This is a genomic window from Ferdinandcohnia sp. FSL W7-1320, from assembly GCF_038050315.1.
Taxonomy (GTDB): domain Bacteria; phylum Bacillota; class Bacilli; order Bacillales; family Bacillaceae_L; genus Ferdinandcohnia; species Ferdinandcohnia aciditolerans.
In genome coordinates this window covers 4,375,896-4,401,005 of the sequence record NZ_JBBPAM010000001.1, presented here as the reverse complement: position 1 = coordinate 4,401,005, position 25,110 = coordinate 4,375,896, and the positions used below count along the sequence as shown (strand labels likewise).

The 25,110-nt window shown below is 38.7% G+C and carries 25 protein-coding genes and 1 riboswitch; of the genes, 24 read left to right on the top strand and 1 reads right to left on the bottom strand.

From position 1 onward, the window contains the following. Positions 1-60: 60 nt before the first annotated feature. A complete protein-coding gene (locus NST91_RS21470) occupies positions 61-1,290 on the bottom strand; it encodes a benzoate/H(+) symporter BenE family transporter (RefSeq protein ID WP_341332754.1) in 1,230 nt (409 codons plus the stop codon). A 277-nt stretch (positions 1,291-1,567) separates the two neighbouring features. Between NST91_RS21470 and NST91_RS21465 the strand changes: the two genes are divergently transcribed. From NST91_RS21465 to NST91_RS21355, 24 genes are all read left to right on the top strand, one after another. Beyond that, positions 1,568-2,365 carry an enoyl-CoA hydratase-related protein gene (locus NST91_RS21465; protein WP_121447828.1) on the top strand — a complete coding sequence of 266 codons (798 nt, stop codon included), beginning with the start codon at positions 1,568-1,570 and terminating at the stop codon, positions 2,363-2,365. A 250-nt stretch (positions 2,366-2,615) separates the two neighbouring features. Further along, positions 2,616-3,065, top strand: a complete 450-nt coding sequence (locus tag NST91_RS21460; protein WP_341332753.1) for an acyl-CoA thioesterase — start codon at positions 2,616-2,618, stop codon at positions 3,063-3,065. 62 nt (positions 3,066-3,127) lie between these two features. Continuing rightward, the gene (locus tag NST91_RS21455) at positions 3,128-4,000 is read left to right on the top strand and encodes a PaaX family transcriptional regulator (protein WP_341332752.1); all 873 of its coding nucleotides are present in this window, start codon (positions 3,128-3,130) and stop codon (positions 3,998-4,000) included. A 241-nt stretch (positions 4,001-4,241) separates the two neighbouring features. After that, entirely contained in the window at positions 4,242-5,201 is a 960-nt protein-coding gene (locus tag NST91_RS21450; RefSeq protein WP_341332751.1) for an MBL fold metallo-hydrolase, read from the top strand. A gap of 1,015 nt (positions 5,202-6,216) precedes the next feature. Beyond that, complete coding sequence (locus NST91_RS21445) at positions 6,217-7,158, top strand: Phenylacetic acid catabolic protein (protein WP_440273487.1); 942 nt, start codon at positions 6,217-6,219, stop codon at positions 7,156-7,158. A 2-nt stretch (positions 7,159-7,160) separates the two neighbouring features. Further along, positions 7,161-7,490 (top strand): iron-sulfur cluster assembly protein, encoded by a 330-nt coding sequence (locus NST91_RS21440; protein WP_207899938.1) that lies wholly within the window; start codon positions 7,161-7,163, stop codon positions 7,488-7,490. After that, complete coding sequence (locus NST91_RS21435) at positions 7,487-7,711, top strand: hypothetical protein (protein ID WP_121447833.1); 225 nt, start codon at positions 7,487-7,489, stop codon at positions 7,709-7,711. Before NST91_RS21440 ends, NST91_RS21435 begins: the two co-directional genes overlap by 4 nt. Positions 7,712-7,716: 5 nt before the next feature. After that, positions 7,717-8,346, top strand: coding sequence for a Phenylacetic acid catabolic protein (locus NST91_RS21430; RefSeq protein ID WP_341332750.1), 630 nt, complete (start codon positions 7,717-7,719; stop codon positions 8,344-8,346). Then, positions 8,321-8,500: a PaaD-like zinc ribbon domain-containing protein gene (locus tag NST91_RS26330; protein ID WP_440273486.1), complete on the top strand. Its 180-nt coding sequence runs from the start codon at positions 8,321-8,323 to the stop codon at positions 8,498-8,500. Before NST91_RS21430 ends, NST91_RS26330 begins: the two co-directional genes overlap by 26 nt. Positions 8,501-8,715: 215 nt before the next feature. Then, positions 8,716-9,576 carry a 3-hydroxyacyl-CoA dehydrogenase NAD-binding domain-containing protein gene (locus tag NST91_RS21425; RefSeq protein ID WP_341332749.1) on the top strand — a complete coding sequence of 287 codons (861 nt, stop codon included), beginning with the start codon at positions 8,716-8,718 and terminating at the stop codon, positions 9,574-9,576. Next, positions 9,566-10,315, top strand: a complete 750-nt coding sequence (locus tag NST91_RS21420) for a 3-hydroxyacyl-CoA dehydrogenase family protein (protein ID WP_341332748.1) — start codon at positions 9,566-9,568, stop codon at positions 10,313-10,315. The genes NST91_RS21425 and NST91_RS21420 overlap by 11 nt, the downstream gene beginning before the upstream one ends. Next, positions 10,312-11,511, top strand: a complete 1,200-nt coding sequence (locus tag NST91_RS21415; protein ID WP_341332747.1) for a thiolase family protein — start codon at positions 10,312-10,314, stop codon at positions 11,509-11,511. Before NST91_RS21420 ends, NST91_RS21415 begins: the two co-directional genes overlap by 4 nt. Before the next feature lie 17 nt (positions 11,512-11,528). Continuing rightward, positions 11,529-13,013 carry an aldehyde dehydrogenase family protein gene (locus NST91_RS21410; RefSeq protein WP_341332746.1) on the top strand — a complete coding sequence of 495 codons (1,485 nt, stop codon included), beginning with the start codon at positions 11,529-11,531 and terminating at the stop codon, positions 13,011-13,013. 44 nt (positions 13,014-13,057) lie between these two features. Then, positions 13,058-13,852: an enoyl-CoA hydratase-related protein gene (locus tag NST91_RS21405; RefSeq protein WP_121447839.1), complete on the top strand. Its 795-nt coding sequence runs from the start codon at positions 13,058-13,060 to the stop codon at positions 13,850-13,852. A 320-nt stretch (positions 13,853-14,172) separates the two neighbouring features. Beyond that, complete coding sequence (locus NST91_RS21400; RefSeq protein ID WP_341332745.1) at positions 14,173-15,747, top strand: benzoate-CoA ligase family protein; 1,575 nt, start codon at positions 14,173-14,175, stop codon at positions 15,745-15,747. A gap of 401 nt (positions 15,748-16,148) precedes the next feature. Then, the gene (locus tag NST91_RS21395) at positions 16,149-17,387 is read left to right on the top strand and encodes an ABC transporter substrate-binding protein (RefSeq protein ID WP_341332744.1); all 1,239 of its coding nucleotides are present in this window, start codon (positions 16,149-16,151) and stop codon (positions 17,385-17,387) included. Positions 17,388-17,675: 288 nt separating this feature from the next. Next, positions 17,676-18,539 (top strand): ABC transporter permease subunit, encoded by an 864-nt coding sequence (locus tag NST91_RS21390; RefSeq protein WP_121447842.1) that lies wholly within the window; start codon positions 17,676-17,678, stop codon positions 18,537-18,539. Next, positions 18,540-19,553, top strand: a complete 1,014-nt coding sequence (locus tag NST91_RS21385) for an ABC transporter permease subunit (protein ID WP_121447843.1) — start codon at positions 18,540-18,542, stop codon at positions 19,551-19,553. 11 nt (positions 19,554-19,564) lie between these two features. Further along, positions 19,565-20,329, top strand: coding sequence for an ABC transporter ATP-binding protein (locus tag NST91_RS21380; RefSeq protein ID WP_341332743.1), 765 nt, complete (start codon positions 19,565-19,567; stop codon positions 20,327-20,329). After that, positions 20,322-21,020, top strand: a complete 699-nt coding sequence (locus NST91_RS21375; protein ID WP_341332742.1) for an ABC transporter ATP-binding protein — start codon at positions 20,322-20,324, stop codon at positions 21,018-21,020. Before NST91_RS21380 ends, NST91_RS21375 begins: the two co-directional genes overlap by 8 nt. A 185-nt stretch (positions 21,021-21,205) precedes the next feature. After that, positions 21,206-21,311: riboswitch (SAM riboswitch) on the top strand. Between the two features lie 84 nt (positions 21,312-21,395). Next, entirely contained in the window at positions 21,396-22,409 is a 1,014-nt protein-coding gene (locus NST91_RS21370) for a methionine ABC transporter ATP-binding protein (RefSeq protein WP_341332741.1), read from the top strand. Further along, the gene (locus tag NST91_RS21365; protein WP_341332740.1) at positions 22,399-23,070 is read left to right on the top strand and encodes a methionine ABC transporter permease; all 672 of its coding nucleotides are present in this window, start codon (positions 22,399-22,401) and stop codon (positions 23,068-23,070) included. Before NST91_RS21370 ends, NST91_RS21365 begins: the two co-directional genes overlap by 11 nt. A 30-nt stretch (positions 23,071-23,100) precedes the next feature. Further along, complete coding sequence (locus tag NST91_RS21360; protein ID WP_341332739.1) at positions 23,101-23,940, top strand: MetQ/NlpA family ABC transporter substrate-binding protein; 840 nt, start codon at positions 23,101-23,103, stop codon at positions 23,938-23,940. Positions 23,941-23,964: 24 nt separating this feature from the next. Continuing rightward, the gene (locus NST91_RS21355; RefSeq protein WP_341332738.1) at positions 23,965-25,053 is read left to right on the top strand and encodes an iron-containing alcohol dehydrogenase family protein; all 1,089 of its coding nucleotides are present in this window, start codon (positions 23,965-23,967) and stop codon (positions 25,051-25,053) included. The last annotated feature ends 57 nt before the right edge of the window (positions 25,054-25,110 follow it).

Here is a 25,110-nt window from a genome sequence, read left to right as displayed (position 1 = left end):
CATGAGATTTTCGGATGTGTTTAGTATGTCCATCTATTTACAACACATCCATCGTGAATGCTATGCACCATGCTTGAGATTTTTTTCTACTTTTATCTTTCTTTCAAAGTCCTTTTTTTCAATCAAAAGGGAGACAAAAACACTACCTACAATCGCCCATAATGGGGCACCGATATGAAAGAAATTTACTCCAGACATTCCAATAATGAATGCAAAAAATGCCCCCATCTGAAACTTTGTATCGGAAAAAGCAATTTTAAGTGACGATAAGAGTACACCTATCATCGCTAAGCCTGCAATGGTACTCACAATTACACCTGGCATCGCAATTACAAAAGGAACAACAAGCGCTGCAAATATACCGAAGCTTGCAAATAAAACTCCATTTGATGCAGAAGCAGCATATCTGCCTTCTTTCTTACCTGATTCATCAGATGCACAAATAGCAGTCATTGGCCCTGCAGTGTTGATGGCGTGAGCTCCAAAAAAGGAGGCAATAAAACCAAAAATTGCGCCAAAGATGGCCATCGCACTAATTGGCGGTTTATATCCCTTTGCCATTAGGATTCCTGTAGTTTGTGCATTCTCTGTACAAATGATTAAGATTGCAAGAGGGATTGATAGAGAAATAATAGCGTTAAAACTAAAGGTTGGAAGTTCTAGTTGAGGAAGCACAAATGAACTTTGTACATTTGAAAAATTAAACTCATTCATGACAATGGCAAGGAGTACTGATACTACTAACGCTGATAAAACAGGTGGTACTTTTTTTATGTATCGTGAGGATAACAAATAGACTAAGATGGCCGAACCTGCTAACAGAGGGGACACTTCAACAGAAGTAATCATCTCAATTGCAAATCGCATCATGACACCAACAATCATTCCCATTACGATTGGAACTGGTATCCAATTCATCACCTTATCGATTAATCCAGTTATACCTAGTATAAGAACAATGAGGTTTGCTACAAGATAGGCACCGATTGCTTCTTGTAATGAAAAATGTGATAAAGCACCTGCCACTAGCACAGCACCAGCAATTGAATATGCCCCTGCAATCGGTTGTTTATATTTTAAAGATAAAAAGAGTCCCAATAAACCTCCAAAAAAATACACGGCAAATAACCAGCTGATTGTTTGTTCATGGGTTAAACCACCGCTTGATGCACCTCCGATAATAATCAGTGCAGGGCCTGTACACCCGAAAATAGCTGCAACAACACCTGAACTAATCGTATTAACGTTTAGATTTCCGTATAGATTCTTGAATCTACTATTACCTTTCATTTTAACCTCCTTGATTATCAAGATATCCATGTTTCTAATAGAGCTTATGTATTTAAATTAATAATACCACATCCTAAAACAAAAATTACGTATTTTTTACGAACGTTTTAAAAACCTTCAAAAAGATAGAATGAAAGAGTATTTAAGAGAAAAGATATTGTTTCCTTGCGAAAATGAGCAATTTACAGGCTTGATAATTAAAAAAAGATTCAGTATATTTGAAATTAATTACGAAAGGTTCAAAAACGTAATACATAATTCTAGGAGGTAATGAAGAATGACAACTACAGTAAATGAAACAAAAACATTAACAGTAAAGAAGGCTAATGGGATCGCTGAAGTTCACATTCATGTAAACAAAACAAACTCTTATGACCTCGAATATTACAAAGAATTAAACGCTGCAATTGATGATATTCGTTTTGACAATGACATTAAAGTAGCTGTATTAATGAGTGATATGCCAAAATTCTTCTCAGCAGGAGCGAATATTAATTTCTTAAAGTCGGCTGAACCACGCTTTAAAACACAATTCTGCTTATTCTGTAACGAAACATTAGATAAAATTGCACGCTCACCACAAATCTGGATTGCTTGTTTAGAGGGCCACACAGTTGGTGGTGGTTTAGAAATGGCTCTAGCTTGTGACCTTCGTTTTATGGGAGATCAAGCAGGTAAAATTGGGCTTCCTGAAGTTTCCCTTGGCGTACTTGCAGGTACAGGTGGAACTCAGCGTCTAGCTCGACAAGTTGGACACTCTAAAGCACTTGACCTGAATATTACAGGCGAAACATTAACACCTCAAGAGGCACTAGATATTAACTTAGTAGATCGTGTGTTTCCACAAGAAGAAACAAGAGCGAAAACGTTAGAATACGCAGAAAAGATTGCGAACAGCGCAAGTTATGCAACTTCTAACATTAAGCTATCAATTATGAATGGAAAAGAAATGCCACTTAACGTAGCAATCCGCTACGAGGGTGAGCTTCAAAACTTATTATTCCGTTCACAAGATGCACAAGAAGGCCTTAGTGCGTTCATCGAAAAGCGTGAAGCTAACTGGAGTGGAAAATAAGGTCAACTGAATCCATAGCGATGCCGGAAATTCCGGTATCGCTCTTTTAAAATAGCCTACTAATTTCAAATTAATTATCTTAGGGCTCAGCGACCTTCGCGAGCCTTTTAGTTTCTAATGACTAGTTTCGGCGCCATCGGTACTTAGGTCATAAACCAATTGCTTCGGAATGTATGTGCACCTTCTGTTAGCGTCTTTTACTGGTGGCCGATAAGCTGCGCCCTGCACTTTTCTAATAGGGGGATGAAATGTGAGATCAAATGAATTTCAAGTCATCGTTAACTGGGGAGATACAGATAAAGCAGGTATTGTATACTACCCAAATTACTTTAAATGGTTCGACATTGCGGGACATCAATTTTTTAGAAGTTGTGGATTGTCACCGAACACATTAGAAGAAGAACGTCAAATTATTTTGCCAATGCTTGATGCTAGATGTAGTTTTGAAAAGACATTATTATATGATGATATTATTACCATTAAAACTCAGGTTGAGGAAATTAAAACAAAAACAATCAAGCTAAGGCATGAGGTGTATAGAGGAGAAACACGAACTGGACATGGATATGAAATTAGAGGGTGGGTAAAACAAACGCCAGCTGAAATTAAAGCAGTTCCAATACCAAATGACGTATTAGCCATTCTTAAAGAAGAACTCCACACAAATGAATCAGGAAAAAGACCACTTTTTAATGCATAATCTCCAAAATCCTCTATAATGAAAGTAAAAATATTGAAAAATAATAAGTGTGGTGACGTTCTATGAAACCAAGGTCCTTAATGTTTACATTATATGGTGAATATATTAAATATTATGGGGGAGAAATTTGGGTAGGTAGCTTAATTGAATTAATGAAACAGTTTGGGATCTCCGAATCGTCTGTAAGAGGCGCATTATTTCGGATGGTCCAAAATCATTTATTGGAAGTACGAAAAGTAGGAAAGAAGAGTTATTATTCCGCTACCTCAAAAGGCCGTGTTGATGAGGGGGTAAATAGGGTATATGCCACTCAAAACCACATTTGGGATCAGCAGTGGAGAATACTTACATATTCGTTTCCTGAGGAAAAGCGAGAGATTCGAAATAAAATTCGTAAAGAACTAATTTGGACCGGATTTGGCAACCTTACGAATAGTACATTGGTGACGCCTAATCCAGTTGAGGACCAAGTAACAGAAATGATTAAGGCAAATGGAATTGAAGAATATGTGTTTTTATTTACATCATCCTCAATTGTTTCCCATGATAACCAAAGTATCATTGATATCGGTTGGGACCTGAACTTGGTAAGAGATGAATATCAAACGTTCATTGATAAGTTTACACCTAAATTTGAGGAACTTCGTGAAAAGGCTTTAAATAACACATTAAAGGATGAGGAATGTTTTATTGAGAAAACTGTGTTGGTACATGAGTATCGGAAATTCCTCTTCCAGGATCCAGGTTTCCCAAGAGATTTACTACCTGAAGGATGGATTGGCATAAAGGCTAGAGAGTTATTCTGGAATATACATCAGCTGCTATCTATTCCGTCAATCCGCTATTTTGAGTCTGTCTTTGAGGGAGCTCCTGATTGTGAAATCCATATTGAACGTGATAAAGCAATCAATCCTTTTGGAGAAATCTACATTTAATTTATTCAGTAAAGTCCTTTATTTTAGTGTTTGAGGAATGTATTAAAAAAGTAACAATTCAGTTGGTGGAGAAACTCCGGCTGAACAAAATTAAGCCTCCGGCGGATGCAACGATTTTTTAGAGGATATTATTCGAGCATAAGATCGACATCCCGGGCAAAGTCTTTGTGATCCACATCGTGTGGGCCTAAAAATATCGGGTATAAATACGCCAAGGCACTTTTGATTATAGGGGTGAGCCATGAATATTGAAAAAATTGAATTTGGTGGCTATCGGATTGGGATCCCAGTTCCGTTTCCAATGAAGTATGTTTACTGTTACCTTTTTAAACAGAATGATGGCTATTGTCTGATTGATATTGGGTTAAACTATTCAGCTGCGCGAGATGCTTGGCAAGAAGTTTTTGATCACTTAGGAATTACTTTTGGTGATGTTCATACAATTTATCTCACACACTTCCATCCGGATCATTCTGGTCTTTCAGGCTGGATGCAAGAACAAACAGGTGCTGACCTTTTTATGAATGAAGTGGATGCAGCCATGATTGAGCGTGTATGGGGTGAGGGGAGCGTTCAGGTTGCGAGAATGAAAGAAATGGTTTTGCAACATGGGGTTCCTGAGGATTTAGCTGATGGTATCGCTGACCATATGAATAAATTACATAAGAATGTTCTTCCACTACCTGTTGTAAAACCTATTGGAGCTACTATTGAGTTTGGTGATCAACAATGGTCTGTTATCCACACACCTGGACATAGTGAAGGTCATGTATGTTTTTTTCATGAAAAAGAAGGTATCTTAATAGGCGGAGATCATATTCTTGAAAAAATTACACCGAATATTAGTGTATGGCCCGGTGCTAGCCAGCATCCATTACATGAATATATCGATTCATTACGTAAAGTTAGGAAATATCCGATAAAAAAAATATACTCTGCCCATCATTCACCGGTTCCAAATGTAACTGAACGAATAGATGAACTCATCCAGCATCACGAGGAGCGTCTCAATTATATTGAAAGCCTAGCCGATCATAAAACGACATATGAGATTGCGAAGGTCTTGTTCTCCCATAGAGAACTCAACCCTCACCAATGGCGTTTTGCTATTGCAGAAACTATAGCGCACTTAAACTATTTAGAACGCGAAGGCCGAGTTGCAAAGGTTAAGCAAGATCCTATTATTTACGATCAATGCTGAAGCAATACTAGGAAAATATCAAAGATAGATGAGGTTGGAACCCAAGATTGTTAGTAAAATAACAATCTTGGGTTTTTGTTTTGGATAGAAGTCCGTGTGAAGGCCTGTGCGAAATAGTTACTCGTTTGGAAAGTCCTTCATAGCCGTGATGAAGGCACGTGTGGAGCAGTGGTGCGCAAGTAAAGTCCTTCATAGCTGTGATGAAGGACCGTGTGGAGTGAGTGGGTGCGAGTAAAGTTCTTCATAGCAAATGAAGAGGAGAACGAAAAGGTCGACTATTTCGAATCCCCTTCATCCCGCAGATGAAGAGGAAAACGAAGCTAATCCCCGGACGAAACCCTCTTCATACCCTCGATGAAGAGGAAACCCGGGCAAATTCCTACGCTCAATCCTCTTCATCCCGCCAATGAAGAGGAAAACAAAGCTAATCCCGGCACGAACCCCTCTTCATAACCTCGATGAAGAGGAAACCCGAGCAAATTCCTGCGCTCAATCCTCTTCATCCCGCCGATGAAGGGGAAAACGAAGGTGATCCCCGGACGAACCCCTCTTCATAACCTCGCTGAAGAGGAAACCCTAGCAAATTCCTGCGCTCAATCCCCTTCATCCCGCCGAAGAAGAGGAAAACAAAGCTGATCCCCGCACAAACCCCTCTTCATAACCACGATGAAGAGGAAACCCAGCAATTTCTCACGCTCAATCCTCTTCATCCCGCCAATAAAGAGGAAAACAAAGCTAATCCCGGCACGAACCCCTCTTCATAACCTCGATGAAGAGGAAAGCCGAGCAATTTCTCACGCTCAATCCCCTTCATCCCAAGAACAACCTCTAGTATTACACCAACCATCGGGCATATAAAACAATTACCAAAACAAAATCCACATCAACATTCATTACGAATTTTAATTTAACGTCTAAAAAACATTATAAACATGTTGACAAACAATTTAAAATATTCTATATTACATATTATAAACGATAGTTAAAAAAACGTAATACAAAGAGGTGTTCATTGATGAGTATAAAAGAAGCTGAGGTATTACTGGAAAAGGTTCAAAATGGATTTATTGTGGAGCGCATGGAGGATATGAATGACGAATATTTGAAAGCGCTAAAACAAACACTCGCGATTGTAGGAGATACAGAACTTCTTAGTGTCCCGCCATTATTAACAGTCTACGATCAAGCCCCAAACTTAAACTATAAAATTACAGCTCTAGCAGTTATGCAAGATGAAATCGGTCATGCTCATATCGCTTATCGCTTGCTGGAAGACCTTGGTGAAGATATTGACGAAATGCTCTACAACCGACCAGCCAACCGATGGAAAAATCCTTACGCTTTTGATTTTAAATTAGACAACTGGGTTGAATTAGGAGTCTTTAACGGACTATTTGATCGTTCTGGATATACGCTTTTAGGTGACGCATACGAACACACTTCATATGGGCCTTGGAAACGTGCACTAGTCAAGGTTGATAAAGAGGAATTATTCCACCTTCGTAATGGCGAGATCATTATGAAAAATGCGATGAAGAAGCCAGAAACGGCAAAGCAAGTTCAAGAAGCTGTGGATTGGATGTTCCTAATGGCACTCGAATTCTTCGGTGTTGCAGATAACCTTAAGAGCCGTTCAGCGCAGTTGGATTATCGATTAAAAGGGCGAACTAATGATGAACTAAGACAAAAATGGTTGTCAACGGCTGTTCCGTTCTGTGAGTCAATCGGAGTGAAAGTTCCAGCTCATTACGATGAAGACCAAGGAAAATATGTAATTGACGTTCCATTCCCTTGTAAGTTTGATCCAGAAAACAAAAAATGGTTAACTGACCAACCGGATACATGGGAAGGTGCAATCGAGCGCTTTAAGCAGAGAGGTCCTCAAAACCAAGAATTTGTGACTCGCATTCAAAAGGGAGTTTGGGAGTTAGAAGCAATGAGAGCAGAGGAGGCATAAACATGAGTGGAATTATCCAAAAAGAACAAACAACAAAGTATTGGGATGCTCTTAAAGAAGTAATGGATCCTGAGTTTCCAATCAGTGTTGTGGATATGGGTCTAATTTATAACATTACCCAAAATGGAAGTGAATTAGAAGTTGAAATGACATATACCTCCACTGGTTGCGCATGTATGCAGTGGATTGAAAACGATATCAAAGAACGTTTGTTGAAAGAAGAAGAGGTGGAGGAAGTTAAGATTCAGGTCGTTTGGGATCCACCTTGGACGACAGCAAACCTAAGTGAAGAAGGAAAGAAAAAATTAAAGCACTGGGGGGTAAGTTCATGACAGTAGACGTTGCAAAAAAACATGATTACCTTCTTCTCACTCGAATCAATCGTGGAGATGAACTTATTCATGTGGGAACATTCAAGGCAGTTAATGATGATTTAGCAAAGATTTATGCACAACATATTTATGACGAAGAAGACTGGGTAGAAATGTTTGTTGTTAAAAAAGAAGCTCTTGTTTGTGTACGAAGCCCAGAACCATTATTTGCAAAGGAGTGAGACTGATGTCTAAGGAACATATTTCATTAATAGAACTTGGTGAAACAATTGCTGATAATAAATTTATTTTAGGTGATCGATTAGTTGAAATTGGTATCAGCGGGCCGACATTAGAAGGTACGCTTTCATCGATTGCGATGGCACAGCAGGAACTGGGCCATTCAAGACTGCTATATCGCTGGGTTTCCGATTTATCGGGTATTAAGACGGAAGTAAAACATCAAACCGGAAAAGCATTTAAACAAAATGTTGAAATTGGGAATTGGATTGAACTGATTGCTGGAATTTACGTAACAAATGTAGCTGTTGACTTAGTAATGAACGCCATGATTGAAGCAAATAATCCAAATGTGAATCCTCCTTTTACAAAAATGTTAAAGGAGCAGCAAGAACATCTCATTTATTCACAGAGTTGGTGTGATCAGCTTCTACTCGATAAAGGATCAATTCCAAGAAGAACGAAAGAAGCAATTTCAAAAACAGCGCAAGAAGCGAAGGAATGGTTAATTAAAGTAGAAAACGATATGTATTTCGTCACTGAAAACATCATTCCAAAGGATGCTAGATTAGTAGAAAATTTCGATGCAACACTCGGGGAAGTCTTAAAGGATGTGGAAAAGCAACATGTTGGCTAAAAAAGAGAACGCACAATGTTCATTTTGCTCATCTGAAGATGTAAAGAAAATTTCATCCTTTGGTACAGCCCAATTAGTAAGACAATACTATTGTAATGAATGTAAAAGTGTATTCGAATACATTCGATGGCAAAAGGAAGAGGCGGCTAAATAGAATGTGTGTTCAAAAAGGTGGATGAAGAGGACTAAGTCCTCATGTCTGGGCGACACTAGCACGTCCTGTACGTCGAAATTTCAAGGCGGCGTAGCTCCCTAGTACACGGACGTAGTAGTTAATACGTGATGAATGGAGAAGCAAGCCAACAAAGAAATTCGATGTGTCATATTCAAAAGGACTTTTTGAACATCCTCTAGAAAGGACCAAATAGTATGCAGCAAATAAAAACAGTAGGTGTAATAGGATCAGGAACAATGGGAGCAGGGATTGCGCAATTACTAGTACAAAACGGATACCCTGTCATTCTTTTTGATCTCGATGAAACAACTGTAACACGTGCGAAAGAGGCAATAGAGTCAAAGTTAGATAGATTAGTTGTCAAAGAAAGAATTACCCATGCCACATCAGAAAAAGCAAAAAAGAACTTAGGTATCACAACGGATATGAACTCATTTGCCAATTGTCAATTGGTCATTGAGGCAGCGCCAGAAAAGCTGGAAATTAAACGGTCCATTTTTTCTCAACTGGAAGAAATCTGTTCGAAAGATTCGATTTTGACGTCGAATACTTCCTCACTTTCGATTACAGAAATTTCAGGCCAAAGCGCAAATCCGGAACGAATCGCAGGCTTGCACTTCTTCAATCCGGCACCAATCATGCCGCTTGTTGAAGTCGTAAAAGGGTTAAAAACAGCTTCCTCAACTGTTGATACTCTTGTACAATTTGCCCAAACAATTAATAAAAGTCCTGTGATGTGTATGGATACACCTGGTTTTATTGTGAATCGAGTAGCACGACCTTTTTATAATGAAGCATTGCGAATTATGAATGATAAGATCGCTACGCCAAGTCAAATCGATCGAATTATGAAGAATGCTGGTAATTTTAAAATGGGTCCTTTTGAATTGCAGGACCTCATCGGAATTGATATTAATTTTGCAACGACAAAATCAGTATATGAAGGATTTCACGGAGAAAGCAGATTCCGTCCTCACTACTACCAAGAGCGGATGGTCCAATCAGGTAGCCTAGGAAGAAAAACAAAAGGAGGGTTCTTTGATTATGACAATTAAAACAGTCGCTATCGTAGGGGATAACCTAATTGCAAAAGAACTCTCCAACTCTTTTCAAGAAAATCCACACGTTCATTTGGTTGATGCGAAAGCTTTGACCGAACAGGTGGATGTCGTAATTGAAACGACGAATCTTGATAAGGAAGAAAAGAAACGTAGAGTCGAGGAAATTGAGGCAAGTGTTTCATCTACTACATTGATTCTATCGACTACCCTTGGCGTCACAGCGACTGAGGTTGCTTCATGGCTTTTTCATCCTGAAAGATTAATAGGATTTGGGACTTTCGCTAATTTTAGAAAGGGCAGCTTAATTGAAGTGGCATTACCATTACAAGCTGATGCAAGTTATCTGCAAACTGCCACAAACACTTTTTCATTCATTCATCAGGAAATTGAAGTTGTCGAGGATGAGGTGGGTTTTGTCTTTCCAAGGATTTTATCAATGATTGTTAATGAAGCGGCCTATGCACTTTCAGAACAAACGGCAGAGGCTGAGGCAATTGATGTTGCTATGAAAAAAGGTACAAATTATCCTATGGGTCCACTTGAATGGGCTAATGAAATTGGGCTAGATGATATATTTGCAGTATTGAGTGGATTATATCGTGAATTAGGGGAGGAGCGTTATCGCCCAGCTCCACTTATTCGAAAGCTTGTGTACGCAGGATGGATTGGTGGAGAAACCGATAAATGCTTTTACCATTATCAAAACAGCAAAAATAAGGAGCTTTCAGTATGAGAGAAGCTGTCATAATTGATGCAGTTCGGACTCCGATAGGAAAACTTAACGGTTCGCTTACTAGTGTACGACCTGATGATCTTGCAGCCCATGTGTTGAAGCAATTAATGGCTCGCAATGACTTGGATTCGAATCTGATTGAAGATGTATTTTTTGGATGTGCGAATCAAGCAGGTGAAGATAATCGAAATGTTGCTAGAATGGGATTGTTATTAGCTGGGCTACCTATTTCGATTCCGGGAGTAACGGTTAATAGACTTTGTGGTTCTGGATTAGAGGCAGTTAATCAGGCAGCCTCTTCGATTAAGTCAGGCTTAGGAGATGTCTTTATTGCAGGAGGAACGGAAAGTATGACCCGTGCTCCGTATGTAATGATGAAACCTCAAGTTACAAGTGCAAAGGGGAATCAAACTTTACATGACACGATGCTTGGTTGGAGACTTGTTAATCCAACCATGAATGAAATGTATCCTCCAATTAGCTTAGGAGAAACGGCTGAAAATGTTGCAGAGAAATATGGAATATCAAGAGCAGAACAAGATGAGCTTGCCCTATCAAGTCAGCAAAAGGCAGCCGCAGCGATTCAAAGTGGAAGATTTAATGATGAAATTGTGCCGATTGAAATTCCACAAAGAAAAGGAGAGCCCCTTCTTTTCAGGGAGGATGAACATGTTCGTCCTGGAACCACTTTGGAAACGTTGTCTAAACTTAAGCCTGTTTTCCGAAAGGATGGGACAGTTACTGCTGGAAACTCATCTGGTATTAATGATGGCTCTAGTGCCATTCTCGTAATGGAAAAGGAGCTTGCACAAAGGCTTGGATTAAAGCCGATTGCTAGAGTAGTGACATCTGCTGTTAGTGGTGTCCATCCTGACTATATGGGAATCGGCCCCGTTCCAGCGACAAGAAAAGCATTACAAAGGGCAGGTTTAACTGTTGATGACCTTGATTTAATTGAAATAAATGAAGCTTTTGCAGCACAATCTGTTGCATGTATCAATGAACTCGAGCTTGACATGGATAAAGTGAATGTTAATGGTGGAGCAATTGCTTTAGGTCATCCACTAGGATGCAGCGGCTCACGTATTGTAACAACGCTTGTTCATGAGATGCAAAAACGTGATGTGCGTTATGGATTAGCCACAATGTGCATCGGCGTTGGTCAAGGAATTGCAACGATTATAGAGAAAATGTAGGGAGTGAAACAACATCGATGGTAGAATTAAAAGAAACATACCAACTATTGATTAATGGAGAATACTCAAATAGTAGTAATAATGAATTTTTCGAGACTTATAACCCTGCAACTGGTGAGGGTATCGCAAAAGTAGCAAAGGCGACTAAGGAAGATGTGGATCGTGCTGTTGACGCAGCAAGAAACGCATTTGAAAACGGCAAGTGGCCGAAATTGCCTCAAGCAAGAAGAGCAAGAGTACTTAATAATATTGCGGCAATCATGCGCGAACGTTTCAATGACCTTGTTGAAGCAGAAGTATTAAATAGTGGAAAAACAGTTGCTGCTGCCAAAGGGCAAATTGGTCAAGCCATTGAAGACTTTGAATTTTATGCAGGTGCCATAACAACGTTTGGCGGACGTACGAATCCAGTTCCGAATGGATTTTTTAACTACACCGTAAAAGAACCTGTAGGAGTTTGTGCGCAAATTATTCCATGGAACTATCCATTAATGATGGCTGCTTGGAAAATCGCACCTGCCATTGCAGCAGGATGCCCAGTTATTCTTAAGCCAGCTTCACATACACCGATTACTGCTTATATGCTTGCAGATATTTGCCATGAAGCAGGCGTTCCAGCAGGTGTAGTGAACGTTATCACAGGTAGTGGCTCAGTAATTGGTCCTTACTTAACGACTCACCCTGGTGTTGATAAAGTAGCCTTCACAGGTGAAACAGAAACCGGGAAAGACATTATGGCAAAAGCTTCAACAAACTTAAAGCGTGTGACATTAGAATTAGGTGGAAAATCCCCTAATATCGTATTTGATGATGCTGATATTGACGGCGCAGTAGCGGGTTCTATTTATGGTATCTTCTATAATACTGGCCAATCCTGTGAGGCACGTTCAAGATTATTTGTACATGAAAATATTTATGATGAATTTGTCGAAAAATTTATCGAAAAAGCCAAAAAACTAAAGGTTGGTGATCCATTCGATAAAGAAACACATATGGGAGCCCTAATTTCTAAAGACCATGAAGAAGTTGTAGACGGTTATGTAAAACTTGCTATTGAAGAGGGCGGGGAAGTTCTTTATGGAGGAAAAAGACCAGATGGCAGCGAATTTGATAAAGGGTATTGGTATTTACCGACTGTTATCGGAAATGTCACAAACGACATGAGAATCGCTCAAGAAGAAGTCTTCGGCCCTGTTGTTGTTATCATGAAGTTTAAAGACGAAGCCGAAGTGCTAGAACAATCAAATGATTCTATTTTTGGACTTGGTTCGGCTGTCTGGACAAAAGATCACGGTAGAGCACATCGAATTGCAGAAGGCATTCGCGCAGGTATTGTTATGATAAATTGCCCAATATCAGCCTTCCCTGGAACACCATTTGGTGGCTACAAGCAATCAGGCTTTGGCAGAGAATTGAGTGTAGAAACACTTGATCTTTATTCAGAAACTAAGAGTGTTGTCTCTTATAATGGAGAACGTCCATTAAATATTTTCAGAATATAGTATATATAAATAATTTTCTAATAAGAAAACGGAGGTAAATATACATGTCAATTAATGTAGAAACAAAAAACCTTACTGTAAAAAAAGCCGATGGGATTGCTGAAGTTCACATTCATGTCAATAAAACAAACTCATATGATCTTGAGTATTACAAAGAGTTAAATGCAGCAATCGATGACATTCGTTTTGACAATGATATTAAAGTGGTTGTACTAATGAGTGATATGCCAAAATTCTTCTCAGCAGGAGCGAATATCAATTTCTTAAAATCTGCTGAGCCACGTTTTAAAACGCAGTTCTGCTTATTCTGTAACGAAACTTTAGATAAAATTGCACGTTCACCACAAATTTGGATCGCTTGCTTAGAAGGTCATACTGTTGGTGGTGGATTAGAAATGGCTCTAGCTTGTGACCTCCGCTTTATGGGAGACCAAGCAGGTAAGATTGGACTTCCTGAAGTATCTCTTGGCGTATTAGCAGGTACAGGTGGAACTCAGCGTCTAGCTCGTCAAGTTGGACACTCTAAAGCCTTAGATTTAAATATCACAGGTGAAACATTAACACCACAAGAAGCATTAGCTATTAAACTAGTAGATCGAGTATATCCACAAGAAGAAACAAGAGCAAAAACGTTAGAATATGCACAAAAAATCGCAAACAGCGCAACTTATGCCACATCTAATATTAAGCTATCAATTATGAATGGGAAAGAAATGCCACTTAACGTAGCGATCCGTTATGAGGGTGAGCTTCAAAACTTATTATTCCGTTCACAAGATGCACAAGAAGGTTTAAGTGCGTTTATTGAGAAGCGCGAACCAAATTGGCAAGGTAAATAATCAAATTATTTAAGCTTAAAAAATGCACCTGATGGCGACGTTGCCGTCCTACCTTAGGTATGAAAACACTATATTCATAGTGCTAATAATTAAAAATACCAACAGCATTATAAATGTAAAATGTCCGAATAATATCCAAAAAATAGAGTAATGGGTACAAAATTACAAATATTTTCATACTTCATTGCGGCTTAAAAGCACTATTTATACAGTGCTTATATCAAATATCAACTATGAATTACTCCAAAAAAGTGGAGGTAAACGATTACCTCCACTAACCTAAATTTTTTCTATCTATAAGATAGGTAAGGAGGAAAAGTGTGATAAAGGTAGCTTCGGATTTAAAGGGAATTGCAACGAAGTACAATGCAGCCGATCGATTTATTGAAAAAAATGTACGAAACGGGCTAGGGGAAAAAATAGCCATTATTAGTGGAGATGAACAAGTCTCTTATCAAGAACTTCTTAATCGTGTGAATCAATTTGGTAACGCTCTCAAGAAGTTGGGTGTTGAAAATGAAAACCGTATGCTGATGGTTATGCATGACACCGTTGAGAATATTGTATCCTTTTATGGGGCGATAAAAATTGGTGCACTTCCAATCCCCTCTAACACCATGTTACAGCCAGTGGATTATGAATATCTATTAAACCACAGTCGCTCGAAGGTGCTTGTTATTCACGAGGATCTTTGGAGCAAAATTAAGGCAAATAGAGAACGATTTGTCTTCCTTCAGCATGTTATCGTCGTCACAGAAAACACGACAGTAGATACAAATGAAATTGATTACTATGAACTGGTAAATGGTGCTTCAACAGAGCTAGAGTCGTTTTTGTCAGTCAAGGATGACCCTGCATTCTGGCTATACAGTTCTGGTAGCACTGGAAATCCCAAAGGTGTTATTCACCATCAACGAAGCATGGAAGCAGCATATAACACGTACGGGAAACAAGTTTTGGGGATAAATGAAAATGATGTTACCTTTTCCGCTTCAAAGCTCTTTTTTGCGTATGGGCTTGGAAATGGGATGTACTTCCCATTAGGAGCTGGAGCAACAACAGTTTTATTAAAGGATCGTCCTACGCCTGATAAAGTGTTTGAAACACTTGAAAAGACAAAACCAACGATCTTTTTTGGTGTTCCAACACTTTATGGTAGTTTGATTAACTATGTTGAGCGTACAGGAAAAATTCCTGACTTATCATCAGTAAGAGTATGTGTATCTGCTGGTGAGGCGCTCCCTGATACATTTGTGAACAAATGGAAGCAACTCTTTAATCTTGATATTCTGGATGGTATTGGATTAACAGAAGCACTACATATTTTTATTTCGAATCGGGTTGGAGATATTCGTCCTGGAAGCACAGGAAAGCCTGTTCCTGGATATGAGGCGAAAATTGTCAACGATAATTTTGTGGAAGTAGAACCGAATGAAGTTGGCGACTTAGTTATTAAAGGGGAAAGCCTAACTGGTGGTTATTGGGCAAATATCGCTGAAAATCAAAAAAAGCTCAAAGGTGAGTGGATGTATACAGGAGATAAATATTACAAGGATGAAGAGGGATATTTTTGGTATTCAGGGCGTTCAGATGACATGCTGAAGGTAGGCGGAATCTGGGTTTCTCCAATTGAAGTAGAATCAACTCTACTCAAACATGACTCCGTTCTAGAAGTCGCAGTAATTGGTGTCAAGACAGAGGATAATCTAGATCTTCCAAAAGCATGTATTGTCCTTAAAGAAGGGGTTGCTCCATCAGAAGAATTGAAAGCCGAATTAAAAGCTTATGTAAAAGCTAACTTAGCCCCTTACAAATATCCTAGGATTATAGAATTTATGGATGAAATTCCTAAAACAGCTTCTGGGAAGATGCAACGTTTTAAATTAAGACTCTAACTAATTGTTTCGGACGCGGAAGTATAATTAACGTAATAAATAAAAAAACGCTAAATTCAACTAAAGAAAAAGAATTTGTTTATTATTATAATACTGAATTTGTGGTATGTATTGGCTAAATAGAGGTCGTGTTGGTATTAAAGACGGAAATTGTAAGTCTTTATTCCAACCCTCCTCCATTTTTTTTGCATGAATTTACGGCGAAATTTATTACGTTTTTTTTATGGAAGTTGAAAATATGTATTGAATATTTAGATAGTTGTAACTATAATAATATTCAAAATACTAAGAATTCTAGAGAGGAGGTATCCATACATAATCCAAAAGTCCTGTTAGTTTAAAAAAATGTATAGCAAAGAGGGTTAGTATTGAATGCGTTTCCATTAAAGGGAGGGTTACCTATGAAACTAGTAAAAAGAAATTGGTTGATCATGTTGGCATTTGTTCTATTGCTCTCAGCATGTAGCTCAGGGGCAATCAGTACAACTACAGAAAATAACAAAAAAGAAGAAAATGCGGAACCAACAACAACTGATTCTTCAAGTGACGAGCCAATTAAAATTGGTGCTTTACTTCCTTCAACAGGTGTATATGCTTCACTTGGGGAAAATGTTAAGAATGGTATGGAGCTCTATTTTGATGAAATTGGTTGGGAAGTCGCTGGTAAGAAAATTGAGATTGTTCATGAAGATACGGAGGCAGACCCACAAGTTTCCTTACGTAAGCTTCGTAAGTTAATGGAGCAGGACAAAATTGACATTTTAACTGGTCCAATCAGTACCGCAGTAGCTTATGCGATTCGTGACGAGGTTGATAAGAACAAATTACCTTTCCTTGTTTCTCATGCTGGAGGAAATGATTTAACAAGAACAAAGCGTAGTGATTATATCTGGCGCTCGTCTTTCTCGTCCTACCAAATTGGACACTCTATGGGCCAATGGGCGTATGACAATATTGGTGGAAAAATCTATTTAACAGCTGCTGACTATGCCTTTGGTCATGAAGCTACGGCAGCATTTAAGGATGCTTATACGGCAGCAGGTGGAGAAATTGTTGAGGAAGTATTCGCTCCACTTGGAAATAACGATTTCTCTTCTTACCTAGCAAAAATGAATCGAGATGATATTGATGGGATCTATGCATTCTTTGCGGGTACAGATGCGATTCGCTTCGTTCAACAATACGAGCAATATGGATTAAAAGGCAAGATTCCTTTAATTGGTTCTGGATGGCTTACTGCTGAAGATACTCGTCCACAACAAGGAACTGCTCCTGAAGGCATCATTGCTTCAATCTTCTGGGATTATAGCTTAGATACGCCTGAAAACAAAAAGTTCGTTGAAGCGTATGAAGCGAAGTACGATGCTAGACCAAGTATTGAATCAGCAGAAGGATATGATGCCGCTGCGATTATGGCAAAAGCGATTGAAGCATTAAACGGTGATGTTTCAGACCCTGATAAACTAGTAGAAGAAATTTCAAAGGTTGAACTGGATAGCCCAAGGGGACCAATCAAGTTTGACCCAGAAACTCATCAAATTATCCAAAACTTATATATCGTAGAAACGTACCTTGATGGTGACAAGACGGAAAATAAAGTAATCGACACAGTACCAGAAGTTGTTGACCCAGGAAAATAAGCAAATAAGAAAAGAAGGAGGCAAGGTAACGAGTGTTGCCTCCTTCTTTTCTAGTTACCTAATATATTATTACTATTTTAACGAAATTTTCCGTGTCTAGTTCCAACGCATTGCCAGTTTTCATCATGAATAGGCTTTTGGGAGAATTTTGCGAAAAGCTTTGCTTTGAGCAGCTTGAGGTCTTATAACCTGTTCCAAGAAAAGTCAAAGAGCGACTTTTTTGGTACAGAACATTAGCTTGTCCGGGCAGAGCAAGGCGCTTACACATTTCGGATTGGGAGGAAAGGAATGGATACATTAGTCTTGCAATTGATGAATGCGCTAAGCTACGGGTTTCTCCTATTCATTATCACATGTGGGATAAGTCTCGTCTTTGGTATTTTAGGAGTATTAAATTTAGCGCATGGTTCCCTATATTTATTAGGATCTTACATGGGTTATTCAATCGTTGTAAAGTCAGGATTACCATTTTGGGTTGCACTCTTGGTTGTACCTTTTATTATTGCAGTTATCGGATTGATTTTAGAAGTAATTCTACTTCGTCCTACCTATAAACTTGGCCATCTTTCCCAAGTATTGTTGACCTTTGGTCTTGCGTATATCTTTCATGATCTCTTCTCCATTATTTGGGGGAAAAACATCATGACCGTAACCCCACCAGCTTTCCTAAGCCAATCGGTCGAAGTGATGGGGAATATGATCCCATCATATCGTCTAGCTTTAATTGTAGTTGGAATCATCATCGCCGTAGCCCTTTGGTATACCCAGGAGAAAACAAAATGGGGTGCAGTTATCCGCGCAGGTTTATCTGATAAGGAGATGGTTGGTGGGCTAGGAATCAACATTCACCTCGTCTTTACACTCGTATTTTTCTTTGGAAGCTTCCTAGCAGGAATTGGTGGGGTACTTGGCTCCCCAATCCTAGGGGTAGCCCCTGGAATGGAATTTAATATCCTCATTTTATCCCTTGTTGTTCTCGTTGTAGGAGGACTTGGGTCGGTAAGCGGAACGATTGTTGCGAGCCTTTTAGTGGGTATGGTTGAAACATTTAGTCGTTTCTATGTCCCAGAACTAAGCTTAATCATTACATTTGCATTGATGGCTGCTGTATTAATTATCCGTCCGCAAGGATTGATAGGAAGGAGGGCATAAATGGGTAAACAGTGGATTAAAGGAAGTGTATTATTCTTATTAATGGTTGCTGCTCCATTTTTTGTTTCTCTCTATTACGTAAACATTTTTACGGAAATCTTGATCTTTGGAATATTCGCCATTAGTTTAAATATCCTAGTTGGTCAGACTGGATTGGTTTCCCTAGGGCATGCTGCATTTTTCGGTGCTGGTGCTTATGCAACTGGTCTTGCGGCAAGTCATTTATCTACAAATGTGTTTCTAACGATTGCAATTGGAATGCTGCTTGCCTTTCTATTAGCTATTTTAATAGGTTTTGTATCAACAAAGGCACACGGATTTTACTTTTTGATGCTAACACTTGCTTGTTCCCAGATGGTTTACTCTATCATTTATCAATGGACAGATGTAACGGGTGGATCTAATGGATTATCAGGTATTCCTTCTCCAAGCCTGTTTGGAGATTTTCTCCTATCCAATCAAGTGTTTATCTATTATTTTGTATTAGTCGTATTTGCAATAGTTATGATCGTGATTAACAGACTTCTTCATTCCCCACTTGGGTACGTCTTCATTGGAATAAAAGAAAATGAAGACCGAATGAAGTCGATTGGATATAACACAACCTTCTATAAAAACATTAGCTTTTTGATTGCTGGTACTTTGGGTGGATTGGCTGGAAGTTTATATGTGTTTTTCAATGGCTTCGTAGCCCCAACAGATGTGTACTGGACAGTGTCTGGTTCGGTACTGATCATGGTGCTAGTTGGAGGAGCAGGAACACTTTGGGGACCTGTTATTGGAGCGGCATTCATCGTTGTGTTGGAGACAATTATTAGTTCTTACACAGAAAGCTGGATGATGATTATTGGTACTGCCTTCATCCTATTTACGATCTTTGCTCCTTCCGGAATTGCAGGGCTGTTCTCTAATCTGACAGGGAGAATTTTTAAGACAAGGCCAAAACCTGTAGTGGAAGATTATGTCGAGCAAGCGATTGAACCAATTAAACAGCAATCAAAAATAAATGGATAGGGGGGAAAGTGATGACTACAATTCTTTCCATTCAAAATCTATCAAAGCACTTTGGTGGGTTAAAAGTAATTGAAGATATTACGTTGGATGTGACAGTTGGAGAACGTGTGGGATTAATTGGTCCAAACGGCGCTGGTAAGACAACCTTTTTCAATATGATCGCCGGAGACTTGAACCCGACAGGTGGAACAATTGCCTATTATGACCGAGATATTACAAAGGTACCAAACTATAAAAGGACAGAAAGTGGAATAGTGCGAACGTTCCAGAAGAACAATCTAATGTTTGGATTAACGGTGAAAGAGAATGTTCTCCTTGTTTTACAGAAAATGAGGAAAGAGCATACGCATTGGTGGAAGAAGGTAAGTCCCAAAAATTATCAAGCATTGCATAAAGAAACGGATGCCCTTTTACAGGAATGGAATCTTGATCAGTATAGCGATACAAAGGTACAAGAGCTATCTTATGGTGTGCAGAGACAAATTGAAATTGTCATGGCGATTGCTGGAAAGCCAAAGATTCTACTGTTAGACGAACCAACAGCAGGAATGTCACAGGTTGAAACCGACCAGATTATTGCTCTAATTAATAAGTTACCAAGAGAAGTAACGATTTGTATGATTGAGCATGATATTGATGTGTTGTTCGGTAATATGGACCGAGTGATTGTCCTACATACAGGAAAACTAATTGCAGATGGTACACCAGAAGCGGTTCGCGAAAATGAAGAGGTTAAGGAAATTTACCTAGGGCGGGAGGAGGCTGCACATGCTTAAGTTGAAAGATGTTAATAGCTTCTATGGCTCAAGTCACATCCTTCATGGAGTGAACCTTGAAGTGAAAGAAGGCCAAGTTGTTACCCTTTTGGGAAGAAATGGTATGGGTAAGACAACAACCATGCATTCAATTATTGGCTTTGTAAATAAAGTACAAGGTGAAATCCTGTTTGAAGGTAAAAATATTGCCTCTCTTCAAAGTCATCAAATTGCTAGAAAAGGGATTGGGATTGTTCCCCAAGGGAGAAGAATATTTCCGAACCTATCCGTAACAGAAAATTTAACCGTTTTCGCTGATTTGAAAAAAGGAGATTGGAATCTAGAGAAGATTTTTCACTATTTTCCACGCTTAAAGGAACGTGAAAAATCTCATGCTGGCACCTTAAGTGGAGGGGAACAATCGATGTTATCTATCGGAAGAGCATTGATGAGAAATCCAAAAATCTTATTGCTTGATGAACCTACCGAAGGATTGTCACCCTTAATGGTCAGTGAAGTGATGGATGTCCTTTTAAAATTAAAAGAATCCGGAATGTCGATGCTGCTAGTAGAACAAAATATCTCAACTGCCTTGAGAATAGCAGATGATGTTTATATTTTAAGTAAAGGAAAAGTAGTTTACCACGACAATCCCGAAGAACTAAAAAACAATATGGATATCGCGTATCAACATCTCGCGTTAAGCAGCTAACAATAGCCCTTCCCATTCCCGGGAATGGGCTATTTACTATCCGATAATAATATTTTTTAAAATTTAGATTCGTTGCTACAATAAGAATGGAAACGTTTAACACTGTTTTGATAGTGTAATGTTGTTATTGACATAATACTAACTGGCTAGTAATATCTAACTATAATAAATTTCATAAATAATCAAACTTATCCAGAGCGACCGAGGGACTAGGCCCTAAGACGTCCGGCAACCCCCATTTTGGGAAGGTGCCAATTCCTGCAGAATGATTTTCATTCTGAAAGATAAGTCGAGATAAATTTTTATTTCGATACCTCTTTCAGATGAAAGAGGTATTTTTGCATTAAAAAACTGGTAAATGAATGAGGTATTTAAATGATTGAAATTCGCAATCTTTCAAAGATATATAAAACAAAAAAAGTGACCGTCACAGGTGTTGATAATGTTACTCTTCAAATAGAAGCCGGCGAAATCTTTGGCATCGTTGGCTATTCAGGCGCAGGAAAAAGCTCCCTGCTGCGCTGTATCAACTTGCTTGAACGACCAAGCTCTGGAAACATCTTGGTAGATGGGGTAGATCTTACCTCTCTAAAAGCTAGTGACCTGCGCATCGCTCGTTTGAAAATCGGAATGATTTTTCAACACTTCTATTTAATAAGTCAAAAAACAGTATTCGAAAATATTGCGTTTTCCTTAAAAGCTGCCAATCTACCAAAGGAACAAATCAAAAAACGTGTCGAGGATTTACTCGAAATGGTAGGTCTATTAGATAAAAAGGATGTCTATCCTTCGCAGCTAAGTGGTGGTCAAAAACAAAGAGTTGGGATTGCAAGAGCGCTCGCAAACGATCCTAAAGTGTTGCTTTGTGATGAAGCGACCTCCGCGCTTGACCCAACAACAACTAAATCAATCTTAAAGCTATTAAAAAAGATTAACAAAGAACTTGGCATAACAATTGTCCTAATTACGCATGAAATGGATGTTGTGAAGGAAATTTGTAACCGTATGGCGATTATGCAAGATGGAAGGGTAATCGAAGAAGGTTCTGTTTATGATGTATTTGCAAACCCGAACACTGAACTAACAAAGGAATTTATTGAAAGTGTTGTTTCCTTTGAGATTCCTGAAATCATTCTTGATTCATGTAAAGGCCCAATCGTGAAGGTTACCTTTAAAGGAAAAATTGCCGGTGAGGGTGTTATATCAGATATGCTTCAGACTTTCAATGTAAAAGGAAATTTCCTTCATGGTTCCATTGAATACATTCAAGAATCAGCACTAGGTATTTTTATCATGGAGTTGAGGGGAAATAAAGAAGAAATCAAATCAGCACTGAACTATATTGAGGAACGTGCTGCACAAGTGGAGGTGTTACGTGATGGAAATTGATTTAAATCATCTCATGGAGCTTCTCCCTGATATCAATACAGCGTTTTTCCAAACTATTTATATGATTGCTATTTCATTACTTATTGCAGTTGTAATCGGACTTCCAGTTGGAATTCTTCTATATGTAACTGACAAAGGATTATTTTTAGAAAACAAAGTAGTTCAAAGCATCTTAGGGTTTGTCGTGAACTTAATTCGTTCAATTCCATTTATTATCTTGCTTGTTGCATTGATTCCAATCACGAATTTCATCGTAGGCACAACGATTGGGCCGACTGCAGCATCTGTTTCACTTTCAGTTGCTGCGATTCCATTCTTCGCTAGAATTGTGGAAACAGCTTTAAGGGAAATTGACCGAGGTGTAATCGAAGCTGCGATTGCAGCGGGAGCAACTCCATGGATGATTATAAAAGATGTGTTGCTCCTTGAAGCGCGATCTGGAATTATATCTGGTGTTACCTTAACACTTATTAGCTTAATTGGATTTTCAGCCATGGCAGGTACTGTTGGTGGTGGAGGAATCGGAGACTTAGCAATCCGATTTGGTTACTACCGGTACGACAATACCATCATGTTTGCGACAGTCCTAATCTTAATCATTTTAGTTCAAGTCATACAACTCCTTGGTGACTACATTGCAAAGGTAGTAGATAAAAGATAAATAACATAAAAACAGAAAGAAGGAAAAAAAATGAAAAAGTGGTTAACAGGAATTATCTTACTCTTAGTAGCATTCGTTATTACAGCTTGTGGAAGTAGCGCAAGCAATGATGGTGAAAGTAAAGACTCAGCTGTAGAATCAAAAGATATAAAAATTGGCGCAACAGCAGGACCATACAGTGATATGGCTAAAAAAGCTCTTAAGCCAGGACTTGAAGAACTTGGATACACAGTAGAAATTGTTGAATTCAGTGATTATATCCAACCAAACAAAGCATTAGACAATGGTGATATTCAAGCAAATCTATTTCAACACACAATTTATCTTGAAAACTTTGAAAAAGAAAACAACATGGATTTAACTGCATTAATTAATGTTCCGACAGCACCAATGGGAATTTATTCAAATGTTTATAAATCAATCGATGAAGTAAAAGAGGGTTCAACTGTAACACTTCCAAATGACCCAACAAATGCAGCACGTGCATTAAACACATTACGTGATGCGGGGCTTATTACAATCGCAAAGGATGCAGACCCATTAACAGTTTCAGAAAAAGATATTGACGAAAATAAAAAGAATTTAAAATTCCAACCAATTGAAGCTGGTCAATTACCACGTTCTGTTGAAAGTGCTGATCTAGCTGCAGTCCCAGGTAACTTTGCATTAGCTGCAAAAATGAATTTATTAGATGCACTTACACTTGAAGATATGTCTGATTCATACCGAAATGTAGTTGCAATTAGTGCAAAAAATAATGATTCACAGTTTGCGAAAGATTTAAAAGCAGTAGTAGAATCTGAGGATTTCGAAAAAGTGATTGATGAGGAATTCAAAGGCTTTGGTAAGCCAGCATGGATGGAAAACTAAGCAAATAAGTAGGGAGTGGTGAGAGTGGATGTCATTTCGGTTTATGGGGCCCCTAGTGAGTATGTTGTATCTGAAGGTATATTAGACAAACTTGAAGTAAAGCTTGCTGAGCGCTCCTATGAAAAAGTTTTATTCGTTCATGGGAAAAAGTCTTGGAAAGCAGCAAAGGAATATATACCAAAGTTTCGTGAGATTCAATCGGAACAATATTCATATAATGGAGAGTGTTCAATCACTGAAATTGAATCCCTTTCATCATTTATTAAAAAACAATCGTTCGATGCTGTGATTGCAGTTGGTGGCGGAAAGGTTCTTGATTTAGTCAAGGCTTCAAGCCATCTTTCCCAAAAACCTTACGTGCTAATCCCAACGTTAGCTTCAAATTGCGCACCGTGGACGCCGATAAGTGTGATTTATAATGAAAGTGGGACATTCATTCGCTACGATATTTATCCGAATAATGCGAGCTTGGTCTTGATTGAGCCAAGGATTTTATTGAAGGCACCGCTAGAAATGTTCATCGCTGGAATTGGTGACACACTCGCAAAATGGTATGAAGCAGATGTTCAAATGGCTAAGATTGAAAACAAGCCGGTACCATTGTTGGTCTCGCATTATGCCGCTAAGCAATGTAAGGATCTTTTAGTGAAACATGCCGAAGCCGCGATTGAAGCCGCAAAAAGTGGGGTGCTTAATGACGATTTTATAAAGGTATTTGAAACAATCATTACACTTGGTGGTATGGTTGGTGGCTTTGGGGACCATTACGGCAGAATTGCCGGAGCTCATTCTATACATAATGGGTTGACGGTTTTGGAAGAGACTCATTCCGCTCTACATGGAGAGAAAGTTGCCTATGGGATTTTGATTCAGCTTGTTTTAGAGAATAAGCTGGACGAGATAAAAGAACTACTACCGTTTTATAAGAAACTCGGATTGCCAAAGTCTATTGAGGATCTTGGAGTAACTGATGTTTCGGTGGAACGTATTAACCAAGTAGCCGAGAAATCTACAATCCCAGGAGAGTCTATCCATTTGATGCCAATCGGATCAATCAAAGCAAAGGACGTAAGCAATGCGATTATGACGCTTGAGAAATATACAAGAGCATAACATATAGAGGATGAGACGATGACGTCTTGTCTTTTTTTTGTGAAGAACACGAACCCT